Raw genomic sequence first — 21,199 nt, 5'->3', positions numbered from 1 at the left:
TGGCGGATTTCCGTAGTGATCCGATGCCCTCGCCTTCGACCGGGCGGCGGATCGCCCCCCACCCCGCCTAACCGTCACCCAGCGTGCCGAACTCGATAGGAAAGCGCGTATAGAAAACGTGGACGTGCTCGCCGCGAATCACGTCGAGCAAGCGCTCGGCTTCGTCGTCGGTGATCGCCAGCACGATCTCGATCGGCTGTTCGGCGAGTTCGAAGAATCGCGCGGCGTGCCGTTTTCCGACATGATCGATGCCTTCCGTCCCCGTGAACAGGGCCGCACCGCGAATGCCCAGTTGCCGCACCTCGCCCATGATCCAAGCGGCGACCGGCTGATGGCCATGGCGGTGATTCTGCTGTGTGTAGAAGGTGAGTTGACATCCGTGCATGACGACCTCCCCAGGCGCGGCGTGCGCCACGTTCGCGCGCCCCTGACTGGCATACCCTCGCCCGTTGATTTAAATCTAGCACATCGCGCTTCACCGGGAACGCGACTCGTTCAATGCGCCGCCCAACCGCCGGTCCGCTGCGTCGGCAACCGCCTTCACGATCTCGGGACAAACCCCGAGCCGCGTCGTTGCCCCCCACGCAAGCGTCAGGTCCGACGGGCTTGGGCAGGGAGTTCCGGTCTGACGACGATCAACCTCAGTGCAAATTGGGGTAGCGGGACGCAAATGACTGACTACACTTCCTAAATGCGTACGACGCGATAAGGCCACGAAAGACGGTTCGTAATACGAAGGTCGTTGTACGTGAGACAAATTGGGGCTGGCGACGTAGCGTTTCCATTCCTTCACGGGAGGCATGTCCATGACGTGCCTAGGCAAATGGATGATCGGCGCGTGTGTCGTCACGCTAAGCGGCGTGGCGATCGCAGAGGGCGCCAACTCGGGCTCATCCGAACAGATGATGCTGGCCAACGTTGGCCCCGGGCCACTCCCCATACACGTGCCGCAACCGCCTCCACCGGTCTCCGTCGCTGCCGTTCCGGCCGTTCGCGTCACCCTGTATCCGTTTGGTCGCGAGGGTCCGGAGCCGACCGCGCTGGCCGACGACAACGCATTCCTTTACACGCGCATCGAAGCGATCAACAGTGCCCTGCCGACGGCGGACAACGGACATGTGGACTGGATCGACACCTCGACCTCGGAACCGGCCGCGCGGCCAACTCACAGCTACCTGAAGATCGGACCTTCCACGGCGCCGCAGTTGTCCCTCGTGCAGTGGGCCAACACCGATGATAAGCTGGGCTCCGACCCAAAACGCGGACTGTCGCTCAAGACGGAGGACTGGACGTTTTCGGCAAGCGCCCGTGTGCCGCTGCTGCGCTCACACGACCTCGGTGCGACGATTTACGTCAAACGCCGCTTCTGAGTGGGCTGCTGAGTGGGCTGTTGGGTGGGCTGCTGAGTGCGCTTCGGTGCGTTTGACCCCGCTTGGCGCAGCGCGATACGTGGCCGGCGCTTGCACGCCGACCCGACGTTGTTGTTGCTTCACTTATGCGGCTTGTGCGGCTTATGTCGCTCGTGCCGCTTATGCCGACGACGCCGCCGACTTCACCGCCGTCACATCGATTTCAACCAGCCACTCCGGGCGCGCCAGCGCCTGCACGACGATGCCGGTCGACACTGGAAACACGCCCTTGAGCCAGCGTCCCATGACGTTGTAGACCGCCTCGCGATAACGCGGATCGACGAGATACACCGTGACCTTGCAGATATCCGCGAGCTGGCTGCCGCACTCGTCGAGCAGCATCGCAACGTTGGCCATGGCCTTTTCGGCCTGCGCGGCAACATCGCCGATGCCAACGGATTCGCGCGTATCGAGATCCTGGCCGATCTGACCACGCAGATAAATAGTGTTGCCGGCGACGACCGCCTGACAGAGGTCGTTGTCGAGCTTCTGCTCCGGGTAAGTGTCGCGGGTGTTGAATTTGCGGATTCGGGTGTGCGTCATGATGTCTTGGTATGGGGTCTTGATGGGGGTCGGCACGGCGCGCGATGGCGTCGTGCACTCAATGTGTCAGGATCTTTGAGAGAAAGCGTTTGGCGGCGGCACTGGCGGCGTCGTTGAAGAACATGTCGGTCGGACTGTCCTCGATGATGGCGCCGTCCTCCATGAACACCACGCGATGGGCCACGCGTCGCGCGAACCCCATCTCGTGCGTGACGACCATCATCGTCATGCCTTCGCGGGCGAGTTCGACCATCACGTCGAGCACCTCGTTGACCATCTCCGGGTCCAGCGCCGAGGTCGGCTCGTCGAACAGCATGGCCATCGGGTCCATCGACAACGCGCGCGCAATCGCCACGCGTTGCTGCTGACCGCCCGACAACTGCCCCGGATACTTGTGCGCATGCGCCGACAGACCGACGCGATCGAGTAGCGCGCGCGCCTTGGTGCGGGCCGCGTCGACACCGCGGCCCAGCACGATCTGCTGCGCGAGCGTGAGATTGCGCGTGAGATCCAGATGCGGGAACAGCTCGAAATGCTGGAAGACCATGCCAACCTTGCTGCGCAGCTTCGGCAGGTCGGTCGTCGTGGCCGTGAGCGACGTGCCGTCGACGACGACATCGCCCTTCTGGAAAGGCTCCAGTGCATTGACCGTCTTGATCAGGGTCGACTTGCCGGACCCGGACGGTCCGCACACCACCACGATCTCGCCCGCGCCCACCTGCGTTGAGCACTGCTTGAGCACGTGATGCGCGCCGTACCATTTGTCGACGTTCCGGATGTCGATGATGGGCTGTGCGGTGCTCATTTGTCGAAGTGCCCCGCGCGAATCGATGCGCCGATCAGGTTGAGAATCAGACGACCGGCCGTCACGCACGAGATCATGTTGGCGTCGTCCTTCTCGGGCTGAATCTCCACGATGTCCATGCCGACCACGCGTCCCTTGCGTACCAGGCCGTGAATCAGCTTGCGCGCCTGTACAAACGTCACCCCACCGGGCGCGGGACCGGCAACGGCCGGCATCGTCGACGGATCGAGGCCGTCCGCGTCGATGGTGAGGTAGTAGTTGCCGCCGTCCGGAATGCGATCGAGCACGGCGTCCATGCCGATATCATGCAGCTCGTACGCGGTCACCAGTTCGGCACCGTAGGCGCGCGCCGCGACGAGTTCCTCGTAACGGCCGCTCCCCTGCGCGCGCAGGCCGATCTGCACGATGCGGTCCACGTGCGCCATCTCCGAGGCGCGGCGAATCGGGCTCGAGAGGCCTTCGCGCACGCCGTTCACCTCGTCACGCCAATCCAGGTGGGCATCGATGTGCACGAGCGTGATGGGCCCCTTTTGGTCCAGGCCGCGCAGCACGGGCGTCGTAATGCCGTGGTCGCCGCCAAGCACGATGGGCATCGCACCGCCGGCCACGATGCGACGCACCGCCGCCTCGGCGCGGGCATAGTGCTCGCCGGGCTTCGTCAGGTCCGGGATGATGTCACCACAATCGACGAAGCGAATATCCGTGCGCCCCTGGAGCAGCGGCCCGTCGATGTCGAAGTCGTAGTGGTTCGGGCGACGCGCGATGCGATCCGTCGCCTGGCGGATGGCGGACGGCGCATTCGTCTGGTCGTTGCTGAAATCCGACGCCGCGTACGGGGCACCGTAGGGCATGCCCAACACGGCGATGTCGGCCTTGAGGTTGTCGATATCGAGATCCAGCTCAGAATACAGCAGGGTCGGATGGCCGGTGCGAGGGGCCACGGTGTAGGTCGTCATGAAAGTGTCCTCGGGTGGAAGTTTCGGGGCGTCAGGCGTGCCGGGTACGTCGCCCGACAACGGTTTCCAGTCGGCGCCCCACGCTGGCCAGCAAGACGCTGCTGACCCAGTAGATCAACGCTGTCGTGCCAAGCACTTCAACGTAGGCGAATGTGTTGGCCGTAAGCAGATTGCTCTGATAGGTCATCTCCGGCAGGCTCATGACCGAAAAGATGGCCGAGTCCTTGAACATCATGATCACGAGGCTCGTCGTCGGCGGAATCAGGAAGCCAAAGAGCTGCGGCGCGATGATGTGCCGTTGCGTCTGCCAATAGGTCATGCCGAGCGAGAGCGCCGCATGCGTTTGTCCGCGGGCGACGCTGCGCAGTGCCGCGCGCAGGATTTCGCAGAAGTAGCCGCCGGTGTAGAACGCCGTGCAACCTACCGCGACGCTCATGGCCGACGCGCCAATGCCGAGCTTGGGCAGGCCGAAAAACGACAGATAAACGAGAATCAGGTATGGGATGTTGCGCACCCCTTCCACGTAGCCCAGTGCGATAGGTCGCAAGATCGTGCGCGACTGCGCCGCATAGGCGGCGACGATGCCGATCGCCACGCCGAGCGGAATGCCGATGACGCTGACCAGGGCCGTGACACGCAGGCCTTCGAGCAGCACGGGAATCGCTTCCCTGACGATGGAGACATCAATGGCCATGGGGCAACATCCTGGAAACGCGGCGCTCGCACAGACGCGAGGCGGCCGAAATGCAGAACAGAAGGACGAAGTACACGGCGGCGGTGATCGCGAACACCTGTAATGGCAGGTCGGTCTGCAGCGTCGCATTGCGGGCGACTGTCGCCAGTTCCGGCACGGCGATGATCGACATCAGCGACGACGCCTTGAGCAGGATCGTGAACTCGCTGGTGAGCGGCGGAATGGCGCGATAGATCACCTGTGGCAGGAGTACGTGCCGCCAGACCTGCGAGACGCGCATGCCCATGGCGTAGGCGGCGGCGCGTTGCCCACGAGAGATCGTGCCGAGCGCGCCGCGCAGAATCTCGACGATATAGGCGCTCGTGTTACACGCCAGCGCCGCAATTCCGGCGGTGATGGGCGAGATCGAGATATCGAACAGCGCCGGCACCATGTAGTACGCGATCAGCATGTGAATCAGCGCCGGCGTGCCGCGAATCAGGCTCACCCACAGCACGACGAGCGAGCGCAATGGCGCGAGCGGCGAGATGCGGGCGAGCAGCAGCACGACACCCAGCGCCAGACCGATGGCGAAGGCGACGGCCGACGCGGCCAGCGTGATCGCCGTTCCCGAGACGACGCCTTCGAGGAACGGTGCAATCACACCGCCCATGTCAAGCCCGCCGACCGTGGTCGCGGGCGTCAAATGGCACCTTGCGGCAGGTAGTTCGCGTGCGGCATGTCCATCGACGCCCCGAACCACTTTTTCTGCAAGGCGGCGAGCTTGCCGTTCGCGCGGAATTCATCGAGCGAATCGTTGATGAACTTGCGGATCTCCAGATCGTTGGGATTGGCGACCCATGCCAGCAGCTTCGGCTGGCCGATGGTCCCGGCAATGCGGAACACGTTGGGCTGCTTGCGCATCTGGACGGCGGCGATATTGGACGGCATCAGCGCCACGTCGATCGTCTTGTTCGCGAGCGCGTTCGACACATCCGGATAGGCCTGGAACAGGCGCGTTCCGGCGTATCCCTTGCCGGTCTTTTCCTTCAGTTCCTTCTCGAATTCGTCGGCCACCGGCTGCGACGACGATCCCATCTGGGTGCCGATGGTCTTCCCGGCGATGTCCATGTCCTGCTTGATCGCTACGTCGTCGGCGCGCACCATCAGAACCGAACGCACCACGCCGACCGGCTGGCTGAAGGCGAAGCGCTTGGCGCGCTCCGGCGTAATGCCCACACTGGTGGCGACGAAGTCGAACTTGTGCGACATCAGGCCCGGCAGCAAGCCCTGGAACGGCAGGTTCATCTGCTCGAGCTTCACGCCGAGTTTTGCCGCCATCAGTTCAAGCACATCGTGCCCATATCCGACCACCTGACCGTTTTCCACGAACTCGAACGGCTCGTAGGCCGCCTCGGTGCCGACCGTCAGCTTGCCGCGCTTCTTGATGTCGGCCAGGGTGCCGCCTTCGGCATACGCCATCGTCGGCAGGGCCGGCAGGGCCAATGCGGCGCTCGATGCGAGCGTCGCCTTTACAAAGGATCGTCTGGACCAGGTCTTCATCGCTTGCCTCGCGGGGTGTGGGTAGGGGATTGCGCTGGCGCATCGGTTCGGTCAGGTCCGGCCCGGTGCGAGTGAAATCCAATGTATGCGGGCAAAAAGATCATGAAAAATGATTTTTTTATTGGTATGGTTCCAAAAAACGAAACCTTTTGACACGCGCCATCCGCAGCGGATTTGGCGCTATTTCCGGGAGTGGCGCAGTGGCAAGTCGTGACTTCAGTGAGCGTGACCTGCGCTCGTTGCGCATCTTCTGTGCCGTCGCTCAGGCCAGCGGATTTGCGGCGGCGGAGAAGCAACTGAACATGTCGAAGGCGTCGATCAGCCGGCACATTCGCGAGGTCGAGGAAACCTTGGGCACGCGTTTGTGCGAGCGTGGACCGTCCGGATTTGTTCTCACGCACGCGGGCAAGGTCGCGCTGGACCTTGCCCGCGACGCGCTGAAGTCGCTGGAGCGCATACGACCCGAAATCGATGCGGTGCGCGGTGTGCTCTCGGGCACGTTGTCCATCGGCATGGTCGAGCACGTCGTGTCCGACATCGGCTGCCACATACCCGAGGCACTTGCCGCGCTCAAGGCGCAGGCGCCCGACGTGAAGGTCGAACTCACGGTCATGACGTTCAACGAGCTCGACCTCGCGTTGCGCGAGCGCCGGGTACAGATCGCCATTCGCGGGATGTATCGTCGCGAAGCCGGGTTTCACTACCAGCCGCTGTTTATCGAGCGTCACCGCCTATACGTTGCGCGGCATCGGATCAAGGACGCGTCGACGCTCCCCCTCGTCTACCGGAGCCAGCCGTTTGTCCATGAAGCGCTCAATTCGCTCGGACTGACGCGAGGGCCAACGGCGTCAGGCCTGGAGGCTGTCGCCATGCTGGTCCTCTCCGGGCATTACGTCGGACTGTTGCCGCAGTACTACGCCGCGCTGTTTGGCAAGCGCCATGCGCTGGCGCAGGTTCCGACAGGGCCTGAGTATGAGAATGCCATCAGCGCCATCACTGAGGCCTCGCGGCCCAGGACGCGCGCGCTGGAGCTGTTTCTCGACCTGCTGGCGCAGTGTCACCCGCGCGAATGAGGCGTGAGGGTTCGGTCGCGCGGCGCGCTGGCCAATACGGTGAACGCGGTATCCGAAAAAAATTTTCTCGATTTTCCACGCGTCGTCCCGCCCATCAAAACGCTCGTAACACGCCCGCAAATCGCCGTCCGACGGGCGCGATCACCATGCTGCAACGCAACAATCCAAACAATTGTTTCGATATTCACAATAATCGATTCAGCACTCAGGCATTGTCTGCGCATGCCCACACCCGCTATAGTTGGCCCGCCCCCGGGACGCGATGCCTGGTTGTGCCTCCGGACAGGTGATCCCTGTGAGGCGCGCGCATCAGCGTCATGTTGCAAACGTAGTTATTAATGCGATGTCACCATCGCCCGTAGAAATGAGAGACACAGCTACTACCGACGCCGCCATGGCCACCAAGCCGCCCACGCCGGAAGAAATCCGCAAGCGCATTTTCGCGATTGTTGCGGCATCGTCCGGGAATCTGGTCGAGTGGTTCGACTTCTATATCTATGCGTTCTGCGCGATCTACTTCGCGCCGGCGTTCTTCCCGAGTGCCAATCCCACCGCACAGCTGCTCAACACCGCGGGCGTGTTTGCCGCAGGCTTCCTGATGCGCCCCATCGGCGGCTGGATTTTCGGCCGCATCGCCGATCGCAACGGCCGCAAGAACTCAATGGTCATCTCGGTGATGATGATGTGCTTCGGCTCGCTGATGATCGCCGCGCTCCCGACGCACGCCAGCATCGGCAACTGGGCTCCGGCGTTGTTGCTGGTGGCACGTCTGTTGCAAGGTCTGTCGGTGGGTGGCGAATACGGCACCACGGCGACGTACATGAGTGAAGTGGCGCTCAAGGGCCGTCGCGGCTTCTTCTCGTCGTTCCAGTACGTGACGCTCATCGGCGGTCAGCTGCTTGCCGTGCTCGTGGTCGTGATTCTCCAGCAATTGCTCAGCGAGGCCGAACTCAAGGCCTGGGGCTGGCGCATTCCGTTCGTGGTCGGCGCGATCACCGCGGTCGTTGCCTTGCTGCTGCGTCGCACGCTGCACGAGACGTCGACGAGCGCGAGCCGCAACAGCCGCGACGCCGGTTCGATCGCCGGGTTGTTCCGCCACCACAAGGCTGCGTTTTTCACGGTGCTCGGCTACACGGCCGGCGGCTCGCTGATCTTCTACACCTTCACCACGTACATGCAGAAGTACCTGGTGAACACCGCCGGCATGCCGATCAAGACCGCCAGCTACATCATGACGGGCTGCCTGTTCGTCTACATGTGCATGCAGCCGATCTTCGGCATGCTGTCGGACAAGATCGGCCGTCGCACCAACATGCTGCTCTTCAGCGCGCTCGGCGCCATTGCCACGGTACCGATCCTCACCACGCTCAAGACGGTGCAAAGCCCGACCGCGGCATTTTTGTTGATTTGTCTGGCGCTCGCCATCGTCAGCTTCTACACGTCGATCAGCGGCATCGTGAAGGCCGAGATGTTCCCGATCGAAGTGCGTGCGCTCGGCGTGGGTCTGGCCTACGCCGTGGCCAATGCCATCTTCGGCGGTTCGGCGGAATATGTGGCGCTCGGCCTCAAGAAGGCCGGCATGGAGCCGACGTTCTACTGGTACGTGACCGGCATGATGGTCCTGGCGTTCCTCGTCAGCCTGCGCCTGCCGCGTCAGGCAAAGTACCTGCAGCACGAGCACTGATCGGGCCCGTCGGGGGTTGGCGCGCGGTTCAGGCGTCGTCCCCCGAGGTCTGACGCGCGCTCTGCCAGATCGCGTCGAGCACCGGGTGCGGTTGGTGCCGGCGCCGGTAGAGCGCAATATCGAAGCCGATCTGCCATTCCTTGCCGCCCACGATCGCGAGCGTGCCGCGCGCAATGTCGTCGGCCACCAGGCGTTGCGGCAACCACGCGATACCGGCACCGCGTCGCGCCATTGCCAGAATCGCTTCGTACGAATCGGCCTGATACACCGGCTTGAGCGTGGGACGGTTTGCCATCTCGGCAAGATGGCGGGCCAGCACAGCCCGCAACGTCAGCGTGCGGGAGAACGCCAGCCAGGGAATCGGCGACGGGCCGGCGGCAAGCCGATAGGTGGCGCGCCCCTTGGCGTCGAGCGCACTCACCGGCACCAGCACTTCACGCGCGACACTCAACCAGTCATAACGCTCCTGATCGATCAACAGCCGCGTGTGCGCGCTGGAATACACGATGAGCAGATCGACCTCCCCGGCCGCGAGCCGCAGAATGGCCTCCTCGGCCCCTCCCGTGGACAGCGTCGCGGTGAAGAAGCCGATGCGCGAGACCGCCTCGTCGTACCAATCCGGAAAGAAGGTCGCGGCCAAGGTTCGGCCCGTGGCGATCTTCAGATTGTTTTCGAGTGTGGGCGCGGCGTCCTGCAACTGCGTGCGAGCGCCGTGAAGAATGTCGAGCGCATTGGTGGCCGCATCGAGAAACACGGTGCCGGCAGCCGTGAGTTCGAGCGGCTTGCTCCGTTCGACAAGCTGTGTGCCCACCCACTCTTCCAAGGCGCGGATGCGTCGCCCGAATGCCGGGTGCGTGACGAAACGGTTTTCCGCCGCTCGCGTGAAACTGCGCGTGCGTGCCAGTTCGACGAAGTCTTCAAGCCATCGCAGTTGCATACCGTCTCCTCACGGCCTCCCCACGGCCTCGACGAGGCCGATTCGTGTTTCGCTCAGGCCTTGGAGAGCGACTTGAGCGCGTGCTTGATGCCGTCGGACACGCTTGTGCCGTCGGGCACGCTCTTGACGGCGGCGAGCGCCTCCTTGTCGGAGTAGCCCAGCGCGAGCAATGCATTGACGACGTCGCTCTTGTGGTCGTGCGGTGTGAGCGCGCCGGGCACCGTGCCCAGTTGCGCGCCGAGCTTGCCCTTGAGTTCGAGCAGCAGACGCTCGGCGGTCTTCTTGCCGATGCCGGGGATCTTCGTCAGACGTCCCGACTCCTGCAGCGTGACGGCCTGGGCGATGTCCGCGACGCTCATGCCCGAGAGAATCGCAAGTGCCGTGCGTGCGCCCACGCCGGAGATCTTGAGCAGTTCGCGAAAGGTGTTGCGCTCGTCAGGCGAGCCGAAGCCGAAGAGCAGTTGGGCGTCTTCGCGCACGATGAACTGGGTGAGCAGCGTCACGCGCTCGCCGAGATTCGGCAGGTTGAAGAAGGTGCTCATCGGCACCGAGATTTCATAGCCTACGCCCTGGCAATCGACCAGGATGTGCGGCGGATTCTTTTCCAGCAACGTGCCGGAGATGCGGCCAATCATTGACGCCTCGGGAGAGTGACTTCGACAGGCGGCAAGTGTAGCAGCCGCCAGCTCGGCAACGGACTCGGCAAGCTCATCCGTCGCCTTCAATGCCCGCGACCGCGTCGCCCGTCGAGCGTCTCGCCGCGCTGCGCAGACACTCAAGCGCCGCTGCCACCGCAGCCCGGTTCGCGCCGTCGTCGCGCCAGTACATCGAGATCGCCCCGAACCCCGCCAGACGCAACGGCACGATACGCAACGCCCCGAGCGCCTGCAGACGACTCGCCGTGCGGTGCGACGCCAGGCCGATCATGTCGCTGTTGTTGAGCAACGTCAGGTTGAGAATCGTGGAGTTCGATTCGACGGTGTCGTTCGGCAACGGATAACCGGCCTCCGCGAGCGCCGCCTCCAGCGCGTTGCGAATCGGCGTGCCGCGCGGCCAGACCACCCAGCGGTAACGCTGCATGTCGGGCCAGTCCACCCTGTCGAGCGAAAAGACTGGATGGCGCGCGCGCGCAACGAAATGCAGCGGCTCCAGATATAGCGCCTCGGCGCGAACGTTGCGGTCCTGCAGTTCGGGGGCCGAGCGCCCAACGACGATATCGATCTCGCTGTGCGCGAGCTGATTCATCAGCCGGTCCATCGTGTTCTCGATCACGCGGGCCTGCACGCGGGGCATGCGCTGCAGGAGCAACAACATCGCGAGCGGCACCGTGTCCGCCGACGACGCCCCCGACGTGCCGATCGCCACCAAACCGCTGCCGCCCTCGCGCATGGCGTCGAGATCGTCGCGCGCCGTGTCGAGCTGCGCCTCGATTCGCCGCGCGTGCTGGATCAGGGATTCCCCGTAGGCCGTCGGACGCAATCCCCGCGCCTGACGCTCGAACAGCGGCAGGCCAATGTCCTCCTCCAAATCCTTGAGCCACTTCGACAAACCGGGTTGCGTTGTGTTGAGCAATGTCGCGGATTGGCTCATGTTGCCGGTCTCCGCAAGGGTCAGCAGCATTTGCAGATTGCGCAGACGCAGTCGATGGGTCCAGTCCATACGAAGTCTCCGGGCTCCCTCGGGACGCCCCCAAAATCACCCAATCCATACTATTTTTCGTATGGATCCGATGATTTATTCATTTCAAAGAATATGTCTCGCCGAGTATAACGCTACTCATAGACCCGCAAGCCCTCGTCGGCCGAGCTTGTCAGACGAGTTGACCGGGCCCCATATCGACACGGAGACACGCATGTCCGAACGCGCCCCCAGCGCCGATCGCGCTGCCTATTACGAACACATCGGGCACAACCACATGGCCCCGCTGTGGGAATCGCTGCACAGTCTCGTGCCCCCGCAGCCGCGCCCGCGCGTGGTGCCCGCCCTCTGGAAATACAACGAAGTGCGCCCGCTCGTGATGGAAGCGGGACGCGTCATCAGCGCCGAAGAGGCCGTGCGTCGCGTGCTGGTCTTGCAGAACCCGGGAACGCCGGGCTCGTCGAGCATCACGGGTTCGCTTTACGCCGGGCTGCAACTCATTCTGCCGGGCGAGATCGCGCCGAGCCATCGCCATACGCAATCGGCCCTGCGCTTCATCGTGGAAGGCCGCGGTGCCTGGACGGCCGTGAACGGCGAACGCACCACGATGCACCCCGGCGACTTCATCATCACGCCGTCGTGGACGTGGCATGATCACGGCAACCCGGCGGACGGCGAGCCGGTCGTGTGGCTCGACGGGCTCGACATTCCGCTCGTGCAGTACTTCGACGCCGGCTTTGCCGAGAACTACCCCGAGTCGCAACAGCCGGTGCAGCGTCCCGAAGGCGACAGCTTCGCGCGTTACGGCAACAACATGCTGCCGGTGCATCACAAGGTCAGCGATCCGACCTCGCCGATCTTCAGCTATCCGTATGCCCGTTCGCGCGAAGCGCTCGACACCCTGTACCGCAACGGCGAACTCGATCCGTGGGACGGCATCAAGTTGCGCTATGTGAATCCGGCGACCGGCGGCTGGCCGATGCCGACGATGGCGACGTTCATGCAATACCTGCCCGCCGGCTTCCAGGGCAAGACCTATCGCAGCACCGATGCAACGGTCTTCTCGGTGGTCGAGGGTCGCGGCACGGCGCGCATTGGCGACGAAGTCTTCCAGTTCGAGCCGCGCGATCATTTCGTCGTGCCCTCTTGGGCGCCGGTGCAGCTCGCCGCGCTCGACGACGCCGTGCTGTTCAGTTACTCCGATCGCCCCGTGCTCGCCGCCCTGAACCTGCTGCGCGAGTCGCGCACCTGAGGCCAACCCAACGCTCACTTGCCGGCCCCGCGCGCCGAACACGCGCGTGAGCGGCGCGCGCCGCCTGTGTCCTTTCCTTTATTCGTCGAGTCAAACGCTATGTCCTTCGTCTTCGCTCCGCCCGCTACCGTCGCCATTCCCGTTGTCGGCAGCGCCGACCAGTTCGCCGTGCGCCGCGTGTACTGCGTTGGTCGCAACTACGCCGCGCATGCCCGCGAAATGGGCTTCGATCCCGATCGCGAACCGCCGTTCTTCTTCTGCAAGCCGGCCGATGCCGTGGTGCCGGTGGCCTACGGCGAAACGCTCACGTTGAAGTATCCCACCCAGACGACCAACTATCACTACGAAGCCGAACTGGTCGCCGCGATCGGCAAGGCGGGCTCGGACATTCCGCTTGAGCAGGCGCTCGAACATGTCTGGGGCTACGCCGTGGGGCTCGACATGACGCGCCGCGATCTGCAGATGAAGATGCGCGAAATGGGCCGTCCGTGGGAAATCGGCAAGGCATTCGATGACTCGGCCCCGATCGGCCCGATTCATCCGGCGTCGAGCGTCGGTCATATCGAGAAGGCCGCGATTTCGCTGACGGTCGACGGCGTGCAAAAGCAGAAAAGCGACGTCACGCATCTGATTTGGTCGGTGGCGGAAACCGTCTCGTACCTGTCGCAGTTCTTCCGTCTCGAGCCGGGCGATCTGATCTACACCGGCACGCCCGAAGGCGTGGGCCCGGTCAAGGCGGGAGAGACGATGGTCACCGCCGTGGAAGGGCTCGGCGAGATCACCGTGCGCGTGGTCTGAGGCCTCGTCATGCAGCTCTATAGTTTCTTCAACAGCTCGACCTCGTATCGCGTGCGCATTGCGCTCGCGCTCAAAGGGCTGGAATTCGACACCATTCCGGTGAATATCCGCGCCGGCGAGCATCGCGCCGGCGCGTATGTCGACGAGGTCAATCCGTCGGCCAGCGTGCCCGCCCTGATCGACGGCGAGATCGCGCTCGGCCAGTCGCTCGCCATCCTCGACTATCTCGACGCGAGATATCCCGAGCCGCGTCTGGTGCCGCAGGACATCGAGGCACGCGCCCGCGTGCTCGAATTGGCGATGCTCGTCAGTTGCGACATGCACCCGGTGAATAACCTGCGCATTCTGAAGTATCTGCAAGGCCCGCTGGGCCTCAGCGCCGAGCAGAAGAATGCGTGGTACCGCCACTGGGTCGACGAGGGCATGGCAGGCGTGGAGCGATTGCTCGGCAAGCATGGTCACGGCGCATGGTGCTTCGGCGATGCACCGACGCTTGCCGACGTCTGCCTGATTCCGCAAATCGCCAATGCCCGGCGCATGGGTTGCGATTTGTCGGCGTATCCGCGAGCGATGGCGGTCTACGCGCAGGCGGAGACACATCCGGCTTTCCTCGCGGCAGCGCCCAATCGTCAGCCGGATTACACGGCCTGAATTCCATCCAGAACGGCTGGACAGGCCGCAGGAGACAACCATGAGTCAAACCTCTCAACCCAAAGCGCTGGTCGTTGGCGGTGGCATCGGCGGCCTGGCGGCTGCACTCGCGCTCGCCAATCAGGGCGTGCAAATCGAACTGCTGGAGCAGGCCGAGACCATCGGCGAAATCGGCGCGGGCATTCAGCTCGCCGCCAACGCGTTCGCAGCACTCGACGCCCTCGGCGTCGGTGAGGCAGCGCGCGGGCGTTCGGTCTTCACCGACCACATCACGCTGCGCGACGCCATCGACCGCAGCATCATCGCGCAAGTCGACGTCGGCGCGCCGTATCGCGAGCGCTTCGGCAATCCGTACGCCGTGATCCACCGCGCCGACATCCATCTGTCGATTCTGGAAGCGGTACAGCGCAATCCGTTGATTCAGTTCCGCACCGCGACGCGGGTCGTCTCGCTGTCGCAGGACGACAAGCACATCACCGTCATCGACCAGCACGGCGAGCGACACACGGCCGACGCCGTGATCGGCTGCGACGGCGTGAAGTCCGCCGTGCGCGCCGTGCTGATCGGCGACGAGCCGCGCGTGACCGGTCACGTGGTGTATCGCGCGGTCGTCGACGTCGAGAACATGCCGAAGGACTTGCAGGTCAACGCGCCGGTCGTCTGGGCAGGACCGAACTGCCACCTCGTGCATTACCCGTTGCGCGGCGGCACGCAATACAACCTCGTGGTCACGTTCCACAGCCGCGAGCAGGAAGTTTGGGGCGTACGCGACGGCAGCAAGGAAGAGGTGCTGTCGTACTTCGAAGGCATTGATGCGCTGCCGCACCAGATGCTCGACCGTCCGACCTCGTGGCGACGCTGGGCCACCGCCGACCGCGATCCGGTCGCGCAGTGGAGCTTCGGGCGCGCCACGATCCTGGGCGACGCCGCCCACCCGATGACGCAGTACATCGCGCAAGGCGCCTGCCAGGCGCTCGAAGACGCCGTCACGCTCGGTGCCGCGTATGCGGCGGCGAACGGCGATTTCGTCGACGCCTTCCGCCGCTACGAGCACGCCCGCATTCCCCGCACAGCCCGCGTGCTCTACGGCGCGCGCGACATGGGCCGTGTCTACCACGCCAAGGGGGTGGATCGCTGGGTGCGCAACTCGCTGTGGAAGGGACGCACGCAAACGCAGTTCTACGACGCCCTGCAATGGCTGCACGGCTGGCGCGCCGAGCATTGCCTGTCGCAAACCCCGTGGCTGGCTGAGGCCTGAGCGCTAACCACGCCCTACCTCTCGATTCATCGCCCGGCATCCGGGCATCCCGCCACGCGACGGTCCCACACCGTCGCGCGGCCCCCCTCGCCTCGCGTCTCGCGATACGGGGGCTCGGCAGCACTAATAACAACAATCACGGCAACACGTTTCGGCGACGACGGCCGACTTGCCGCGCCGCTTCTGGCAACCCTGAGGAGACAACCCATGCCAGCCACCCCCATCAACGTGACGGCGTTCATCGACCGCCATCGCATTTCCCCGTTCCAGGTGATGATCGTCGTGCTGTGCTTCCTGATCGTCGCCATCGACGGTTTCGACACGGCCGCCATCGGCTTCATCGCCCCTGCCATTCGCGCCGAATGGTCGCTCACCCCGGCGCTGCTCGCGCCCCTTTTCGGCGCCGGGCTCGCGGGCCTGATGGCCGGCGCATTCCTGTTCGGGCCGCTCGCCGACAAGTTTGGCCGCAAGACCATTCTCATCTTCTCCGTGGTGTTCTTCGGTCTGGCGAGTCTCGCGTCCGCAGGGTCGATGGAACTGTGGCAACTGATCGCATTGCGGTTTCTGACGGGCCTCGGACTCGGCGGCGCCATGCCGAACGCGATCACGCTGACGTCGGAGTACTGCCCTGAGTCGCGCCGTTCGTTCCTCGTAACGACCATGTTCTGCGGCTTCACGCTCGGCTCGGCGCTGGGCGGTCTCGCGTCGGCCGGGTTGATCGACGCCTTCGGCTGGCGCGCCGTGTTGATCGTGGGCGGCGTCATGCCGCTCATGCTCGGCGTGGTCCTGATGCGCGCGCTGCCCGAATCGGTGCGCTATCTCGTGATGGCGGGCAAGTCGCCGGAGCGCATCGCGGCATCGCTACAACGCATTGCGCCGAATGAGGACCTGCGTGGTGCGACGTTCAACGTCGCGACGAAGCCGTCGACCACGTCGCCGGTGAAGCATCTGTTCAAACCCGAATTGCTGCGGGGCACGCTGCTTTTCTGGATCACGTTCTTCATGAGCCTGCTCGTGATCTATCTGCTCTCGAGCTGGTTGCCCACGCTGCTTCGCACCAACGGCCTGACGCTGCGCGACGCCGCCATCGTCACCTCGATGTTCCAGGTCGGCGGCACGCTCGGCGCCATCGTGCTCGGCGGGTTGATGGACCGCTTCAACCCACACTACGTGCTTGCTGCGGCTTACGTGCTTGCGGGCGTGTGTGTCGCCGCTGTCGGTCCTGTCGCCAGTTCTCCCGTGCTCGCCTCGGTGGCCGTGTTCTGGGCCGGGTTCTGCGTGTCGGGCGGTCAGGTCGGCGCGAACGCGCTGTCCGCTGGCTTCTATCCCACGGATTGCCGCGCCACGGGCGTGAGCTGGGCCAATGGCGTCGGGAGACTGGGGTCGGTGGTCGGCTCGGTTGGCGGGGCGTCGATGCTCGCCATGGGCTGGTCGATGCCGGCCCTTTTCGCCGCCATCGGCGTGCCCGCCGTGCTCGCCGGTCTGACGATGCTCACGCTGGGTCGCCTGCGTCACCATCAGGCCAAGCACCCGGTGCAAGCCACGGCCTAAGCGTTTCGGCCCACGCAACAAGGCATATGTAACGCACACTGCCGCGGGTCTCGGGCTTGAGCGGGCGCCATTCGCATTGTGCGATGGCGCCCGCGTGCGTTTCGGGCCGGGAAATCCCGACAGCAAGGAGGTCGCGTGGCGTGTTGCATCGCGCAAATCGTTGCGGATAGGCATACAGTGTCGACTGGCGGCGAATTCGAGGTGTCCATTCGGCACCCGCGTCATTGCGACGCTGCGCCGCGAGCCCCCATTCCCCTGTGGAGATTGAAGGTGTCGTTGCCCTCATTGCTGGTCCTGATCCCGATGCACCCCGAGCAGTTGTCCGCACTGCAAACCCATTTCGATGTGGCTTACCACCCGAGCTATCACCCCGCGCCGCAAGGCTGGGGGCCCGACGGCGAGCAGGCGCGCTTCGTGCTGACTCACGGCGCGCGTGGTCTGAGCGCCGCCGAGCTGTCGCATCTGCCGAACGTGGCGTTGGTCAGCGCGCTGGGCGCCGGCTACGAGAATCTGGATATCGCCGCGCTGCGGTCGCGCAATGTCGTAGCCGTAAACGGCGCCGGTGCCAACGCGCCGACCGTGGCGGATCAGGGCTTCGCCCTGCTGCTGGCTGCCGTGCGTCGCATTCCCGAGTACGACGCAGCCTGCCGCCGCGGCGTGTGGCGCGACGCGCTGCCGATGCAGCCGAGCGTGTCGGGCAAGAAGCTGGGAATCGTGGGGCTGGGGGCGGTCGGCCGTCAGTTCGCCAAACGCGGTGAGGGCTTCGATATGCAGATCGGTTACCGGAATCGGAACCGTCGCGACGATGCGCCCGCGCACTATCAATATTTCGACAGCGTGCTGGCGCTGGCCGAATGGGCGGACTATCTCGTCGTAACCGCTCCGGGCGGCGCGCAGTCCCATCACCTCGTGAATGCCGAGGTGTTGCGCGCGCTGGGCAAGCACGGCTTCCTCGTCAACCTGGGGCGTGGCAGCGTCGTTGACACGGCCGCTCTGGCGGACGCATTGCGCGACGGCGTCATCGCCGGTGCCGGGCTGGACGTCTACGAAGGCGAGCCGTCACCGCCTGCGGCACTGATCGATTTGCAGAATGTGGTGCTCAGTCCGCACGTCGCTGGCCGCTCGCCCGAAGCGGAAGCCGCCACGCTCGCCCTGTTTCTCGAAAATACGCGTCGCTTCCAGGCGGGGGAGCCGGTGTTGACGCCGCTGTGAGTGGCGAATGGCGTCAGTGATTGTCGAGCCCGTCGATGCTTCGCACGGGCGACGGCGAGAGCGTGACGCCGTCGTTGACCGGCTCGAACTCGATGCTGCTGTTGGCGCTGCCCGTGGTGAAGGCGGTCTCGCACGTCGGACACTTCACTTCGGCATCCGAATGGAGATAGTCGTACATCGCCTGGACGGTCGGCTCGCTCGCCGCGACGGGGAAGCGGGCTTTACAGGTGGGACAAACGACGAAACCGGTGTGGATCGACAGCATGACGGGCCTCCTTCAGGCAAGTCGGCAACGTCACCGATTTTACAACCAGCCGGGTCGTCGTGCGACGCGGGTCGCGGGGATTGGCGACGGCATCGATCCCGGTTTGCGTGGAGGATTCGTCCGATTTGACGCGCGCCGACGCGGTAGGCGCAGCGCCGTGAAACGGCGGCCCGCTTGACGATACGCCCCCTGGGCTGAGGGCGAAAGTGTGCCGCAGGGCGGTGCACCCGTCATTCAATTGAATTACAATGAATGCCATTCCAATCGCCAACGAGTCCGACCATGGCCACCAGCGCCCTTGTACAAGCCCGCATCGATCCCGAACTGAAGGAACGCGCCACTGCCGTACTCGACAAGATGGGGTTGACCGTTTCCGATGTAGTTCGGATTTTACTCACGCGCATTGCCAACGAAGGTGCGCTACCTTTTGGTTTCGTCACGGATCCCGACGCTCACGATGCATGGTTCAAGCGAAAGGTGTTGGAAGCGCTGGAAGACACACGTCCAGCCATTCCCGACGAAGACGTCGAATCCCATTTCGCCGCACGCCGTGCCGCCGCACGCAAACGCAGTTCCCCAAAAGGTTAGTTTCGCGGCGCCCCGGCCTCGCCCTCCTGCAACCAACGGCGTTTGTCGCGCAGCGGCGCTTCGCCAAACACGCGCGCATATTCACGGCTGAACTGCGATGCACTTTCATACCCCACCGTCTGCGCTGCCGCCGCCACGGTGACGTCCGCCGCAAAGATCAATCGCCGCGCCTCCTGCAAGCGCAACTGTTTCTGGTACTGCACCGGACTCATGGCCGTCACCAGCTTGAAGTGGTGATGCAGCGACGACACGCTCATGTGCACCTCCTGCGCCAATGCCTCCACGCGCAACGGTTGTGCGTAATGCTCACGCAACCATCGCACCGCGCGTGCAATGCGGTTCATCTGGCTGTCCTGCAACGCCATCTGCCGCAGCAACACCCCCTGACCGTTCATCAGCAATCGATAGACGATCTCGCGCTTGATCATCGGCGCCAGGATCGGAATGTCGCGCGGCGTGTCCAGCAAGCGCAACAATCGCAACACCGCGTCGAGCAACGCCGCGTCCAGCCGATTGACGTACATGCCACGCCCACTCGCTGAAGGCGCCGGCGGCGGCAAATGCTCGTCGCCGATGAGCGACGTGACATCCTCGGCCACCAGGTCGAGGCGCATCCCCAGATACGGCGATTGCTCGCTCGCCCCCGACACCTGCGCCACCACCGGCAAATGCACCGACGACACCAGGTAGTGCATCGGGTCATACGCGTAATCCTCGTCGCCGATCCGCAAGCGCTTCTCGCCCTGGGCGATGACGGCGAACGCCGGTTGCTGAAGCGCCGGCTTCGGGCCGCCCGGATGCAGGATCCGATGCACGAACAGGCCTTCCACCGCCGTCGGTGTCGTGCCCTCCAGGCCGTGCGTCGCGCGCTCCAGCCGATGCACCAGTTCGGTACGCGCGGCGCGCGACGGATCCCCCTCGAACCCGCGCGGCGAGGCCTCGCGCGGCTCAGTCTTGACCAAATGCATGACCATGCCTTCACTCCAGAGGCGGCCGATCCCCACGTCACGGCCGCAATGCTGCACAGCATACCCTCGTCACATTCGCTTGCCCGATCCTCCGGCCGGGGATTCACACGATCAGGCAGGAAATGTGCAGGAACGGGTACTGCTCGCCCGATGCGCCTCGACGCATAATTTCTCCCATCCCGTGCAAGCCGTCGCCCCTCCCAGACGGCCGCCTGCGACGGGCAGCCACTTCAACGGAGCAATGCAATGCGACAAAGAAAACTCGGCAATACCGGCCTCTTCGTCTCGGAACTGTGCCTCGGCACGATGACCTTCGGCGGACAGGGCGAACTGTGGAGCAAGATCGGCCATTTGCAGCAACATGATGTCGACTCACTCGTGGGCCGCGCGCTCGATGCCGGCATCAACTTCATCGACACCGCCGATGTCTATTCGGAAGGGCAATCGGAAATCCTCACCGGCCAGGCCCTGCGCAACCTCAAGGTACCGCGCGATAATGTCGTGGTCGCCACCAAGGTCTTCGGTGCCACGGGCGCACAAGGGGCCAATTCTCGTGGCCTTTCGCGCTATCACATCATGGACGGCATCAAGGCCAGTCTCAAACGCCTGCAACTTGATCACATCGACCTGTACCAGGTGCACGGCTTCGATCCGGCCACGCCCATCGACGAGACCCTCGGCGCGCTCGACACACTGGTGCGCCAAGGGCACGTCCGCTATATCGGCGTCTCGAACTGGGCGGCCTGGCAGATCACCAAGGCGCTGGGCATTTCGGCGCGGCTGAACCTCGCGAGCTTCGCGTCGCTGCAGGCGTACTACACGGTCGCCGGACGCGATCTCGAACGTGAAATCGTGCCGATGCTGCGCAGCGAAAACGTGGGCCTGATGGTTTGGAGTCCGCTTGCCGGCGGCCTGCTCTCGGGCAAGTACACGCGCGACGGCCAGACCGAAGCGGGCAGTCGCCGCCAAACCTTCGACTTCCCGCCGGTCAACGTGGAGCGTGCCTACGACGTCATTGACGTCATGCGTGGCATCGCCGCCGAGAAGGGCGTGTCGGTCGCGCAGATCGCGCTCGCCTGGCTGCTCGCTCAGCCGGTCGTCTCAACGGTCATCATCGGCGCCAAGCGGACCGATCAGCTCGACGACAACATTGCGGCAACGCGTGTCACGCTGAGCGCGCGCGAACTGTCGGCTATCGATGGGGCCAGCGCACTGCCAAGCGAGTATCCCGGCTGGATGCTCTCGCGCCAGGGCGATCCGCGCCGCGCCCAGCTCGCCGAAGCCGGTCTGCTGTAAACGTCGGGAAGCAGTCAATGCGCGCAGAACTGTAGTGAGCGAGACACAGTGCACCGCGCGAGCGGTGCACTGTGCTCAC

At 64.3% G+C, this 21,199-nt stretch carries 23 protein-coding genes; 11 read left to right on the top strand and 12 right to left on the bottom strand.

Features of this window, described 5'->3' with window-relative positions; genetic code table 11:
* Positions 1-67: 67 nt before the first annotated feature.
* On the bottom strand, positions 68-385 hold the full coding sequence (locus tag PCE31106_RS02990; protein ID WP_150562326.1) for a DUF190 domain-containing protein: 318 nt from the start codon (positions 383-385) through the stop codon (positions 68-70).
* 421 nt (positions 386-806) lie between these two features.
* Between PCE31106_RS02990 and PCE31106_RS02985 the strand changes: the two genes are divergently transcribed.
* A complete protein-coding gene (locus PCE31106_RS02985; protein WP_150562325.1) occupies positions 807-1,370 on the top strand; it encodes a hypothetical protein in 564 nt (187 codons plus the stop codon).
* 159 nt (positions 1,371-1,529) lie between these two features.
* Here the strand turns inward: PCE31106_RS02985 and PCE31106_RS02980 are convergent, their stop codons facing one another.
* Genes PCE31106_RS02980 through PCE31106_RS02955 form a run of 6 tightly spaced genes read right to left on the bottom strand, consistent with a single transcriptional unit; the run spans position 1,530 to position 5,949 of the window.
* The gene (locus PCE31106_RS02980) at positions 1,530-1,952 is read right to left on the bottom strand and encodes a RidA family protein (RefSeq protein ID WP_150562324.1); all 423 of its coding nucleotides are present in this window, start codon (positions 1,950-1,952) and stop codon (positions 1,530-1,532) included.
* A gap of 58 nt (positions 1,953-2,010) precedes the next feature.
* Entirely contained in the window at positions 2,011-2,757 is a 747-nt protein-coding gene (locus PCE31106_RS02975) for an amino acid ABC transporter ATP-binding protein (RefSeq protein ID WP_302476040.1), read from the bottom strand.
* Positions 2,754-3,713 (bottom strand): agmatinase, encoded by a 960-nt coding sequence (locus PCE31106_RS02970; RefSeq protein ID WP_150551703.1) that lies wholly within the window; start codon positions 3,711-3,713, stop codon positions 2,754-2,756. The genes PCE31106_RS02975 and PCE31106_RS02970 overlap by 4 nt, the downstream gene beginning before the upstream one ends.
* 31 nt (positions 3,714-3,744) lie before the next feature.
* On the bottom strand, positions 3,745-4,407 hold the full coding sequence (locus PCE31106_RS02965; RefSeq protein ID WP_017232568.1) for an amino acid ABC transporter permease: 663 nt from the start codon (positions 4,405-4,407) through the stop codon (positions 3,745-3,747).
* Complete coding sequence (locus PCE31106_RS02960; protein ID WP_026131703.1) at positions 4,397-5,059, bottom strand: amino acid ABC transporter permease; 663 nt, start codon at positions 5,057-5,059, stop codon at positions 4,397-4,399. The genes PCE31106_RS02965 and PCE31106_RS02960 overlap by 11 nt, the downstream gene beginning before the upstream one ends.
* A gap of 29 nt (positions 5,060-5,088) precedes the next feature.
* Positions 5,089-5,949, bottom strand: coding sequence for a transporter substrate-binding domain-containing protein (locus PCE31106_RS02955; protein ID WP_150562323.1), 861 nt, complete (start codon positions 5,947-5,949; stop codon positions 5,089-5,091).
* Between the two features lie 200 nt (positions 5,950-6,149).
* Here PCE31106_RS02955 and PCE31106_RS02950 point away from each other — a divergent pair, with 200 nt between their 5' ends.
* Together PCE31106_RS02950 and PCE31106_RS02945 are read left to right on the top strand one after the other, a co-directional pair.
* On the top strand, positions 6,150-7,022 hold the full coding sequence (locus PCE31106_RS02950) for a LysR family transcriptional regulator (RefSeq protein ID WP_017232571.1): 873 nt from the start codon (positions 6,150-6,152) through the stop codon (positions 7,020-7,022).
* Positions 7,023-7,416: 394 nt separating this feature from the next.
* The gene (locus PCE31106_RS02945; RefSeq protein ID WP_017232572.1) at positions 7,417-8,706 is read left to right on the top strand and encodes an MFS family transporter; all 1,290 of its coding nucleotides are present in this window, start codon (positions 7,417-7,419) and stop codon (positions 8,704-8,706) included.
* Positions 8,707-8,734: 28 nt separating this feature from the next.
* Here the strand turns inward: PCE31106_RS02945 and PCE31106_RS02940 are convergent, their stop codons facing one another.
* The 3 genes from PCE31106_RS02940 to PCE31106_RS02930 form a co-directional block, all read right to left on the bottom strand.
* The gene (locus PCE31106_RS02940; RefSeq protein WP_150562322.1) at positions 8,735-9,643 is read right to left on the bottom strand and encodes a LysR family transcriptional regulator; all 909 of its coding nucleotides are present in this window, start codon (positions 9,641-9,643) and stop codon (positions 8,735-8,737) included.
* Between the two features lie 53 nt (positions 9,644-9,696).
* A complete protein-coding gene (gene ruvA / locus PCE31106_RS02935) occupies positions 9,697-10,278 on the bottom strand; it encodes a Holliday junction branch migration protein RuvA (RefSeq protein ID WP_017232574.1) in 582 nt (193 codons plus the stop codon).
* A gap of 73 nt (positions 10,279-10,351) precedes the next feature.
* A complete protein-coding gene (locus PCE31106_RS02930) occupies positions 10,352-11,302 on the bottom strand; it encodes a LysR family transcriptional regulator (protein WP_017232575.1) in 951 nt (316 codons plus the stop codon).
* Between the two features lie 193 nt (positions 11,303-11,495).
* On the opposite strand from PCE31106_RS02930, the gene gtdA reads away from it, so the two are divergent.
* From gtdA to PCE31106_RS02900, 6 genes are all read left to right on the top strand, one after another.
* A complete protein-coding gene (gene gtdA / locus PCE31106_RS02925; protein WP_150562321.1) occupies positions 11,496-12,533 on the top strand; it encodes a gentisate 1,2-dioxygenase in 1,038 nt (345 codons plus the stop codon).
* 99 nt (positions 12,534-12,632) lie between these two features.
* Positions 12,633-13,331 (top strand): fumarylacetoacetate hydrolase family protein, encoded by a 699-nt coding sequence (locus PCE31106_RS02920; protein ID WP_150562320.1) that lies wholly within the window; start codon positions 12,633-12,635, stop codon positions 13,329-13,331.
* 9 nt (positions 13,332-13,340) lie between these two features.
* Positions 13,341-13,982, top strand: coding sequence for a maleylacetoacetate isomerase (gene maiA / locus PCE31106_RS02915; protein WP_150562319.1), 642 nt, complete (start codon positions 13,341-13,343; stop codon positions 13,980-13,982).
* Positions 13,983-14,022: 40 nt separating this feature from the next.
* Positions 14,023-15,240 (top strand): 3-hydroxybenzoate 6-monooxygenase, encoded by a 1,218-nt coding sequence (locus PCE31106_RS02910; RefSeq protein WP_150562318.1) that lies wholly within the window; start codon positions 14,023-14,025, stop codon positions 15,238-15,240.
* A 207-nt stretch (positions 15,241-15,447) separates the two neighbouring features.
* On the top strand, positions 15,448-16,791 hold the full coding sequence (locus PCE31106_RS02905; protein ID WP_150562317.1) for an MFS transporter: 1,344 nt from the start codon (positions 15,448-15,450) through the stop codon (positions 16,789-16,791).
* Positions 16,792-17,061: 270 nt separating this feature from the next.
* Positions 17,062-18,003, top strand: a complete 942-nt coding sequence (locus tag PCE31106_RS02900; protein ID WP_150562316.1) for a 2-hydroxyacid dehydrogenase — start codon at positions 17,062-17,064, stop codon at positions 18,001-18,003.
* 13 nt (positions 18,004-18,016) lie between these two features.
* Here the strand turns inward: PCE31106_RS02900 and PCE31106_RS02895 are convergent, their stop codons facing one another.
* Complete coding sequence (locus tag PCE31106_RS02895) at positions 18,017-18,268, bottom strand: MJ0042-type zinc finger domain-containing protein (RefSeq protein WP_017232582.1); 252 nt, start codon at positions 18,266-18,268, stop codon at positions 18,017-18,019.
* Between the two features lie 282 nt (positions 18,269-18,550).
* Here PCE31106_RS02895 and PCE31106_RS02890 point away from each other — a divergent pair, with 282 nt between their 5' ends.
* On the top strand, positions 18,551-18,856 hold the full coding sequence (locus tag PCE31106_RS02890) for a type II toxin-antitoxin system RelB/DinJ family antitoxin (protein WP_150562315.1): 306 nt from the start codon (positions 18,551-18,553) through the stop codon (positions 18,854-18,856).
* Here the strand turns inward: PCE31106_RS02890 and PCE31106_RS02885 are convergent.
* Positions 18,853-19,824, bottom strand: a complete 972-nt coding sequence (locus PCE31106_RS02885; RefSeq protein WP_254440906.1) for an AraC family transcriptional regulator — start codon at positions 19,822-19,824, stop codon at positions 18,853-18,855. The two genes, PCE31106_RS02890 and PCE31106_RS02885, sit on opposite strands and share 4 nt — an antisense overlap.
* A gap of 246 nt (positions 19,825-20,070) precedes the next feature.
* On the opposite strand from PCE31106_RS02885, the gene PCE31106_RS02880 reads away from it, so the two are divergent.
* Entirely contained in the window at positions 20,071-21,120 is a 1,050-nt protein-coding gene (locus PCE31106_RS02880; protein ID WP_150562314.1) for an aldo/keto reductase, read from the top strand.
* Positions 21,121-21,199: the final 79 nt, after the last annotated feature.

This window comes from Pandoraea cepalis (assembly GCF_902459665.1).
GTDB classification, from domain to species: domain Bacteria; phylum Pseudomonadota; class Gammaproteobacteria; order Burkholderiales; family Burkholderiaceae; genus Pandoraea; species Pandoraea cepalis.
The sequence above is the reverse complement of the archived record's forward strand: the minus strand, read 5'-3'. Positions and strand labels throughout refer to the sequence as shown.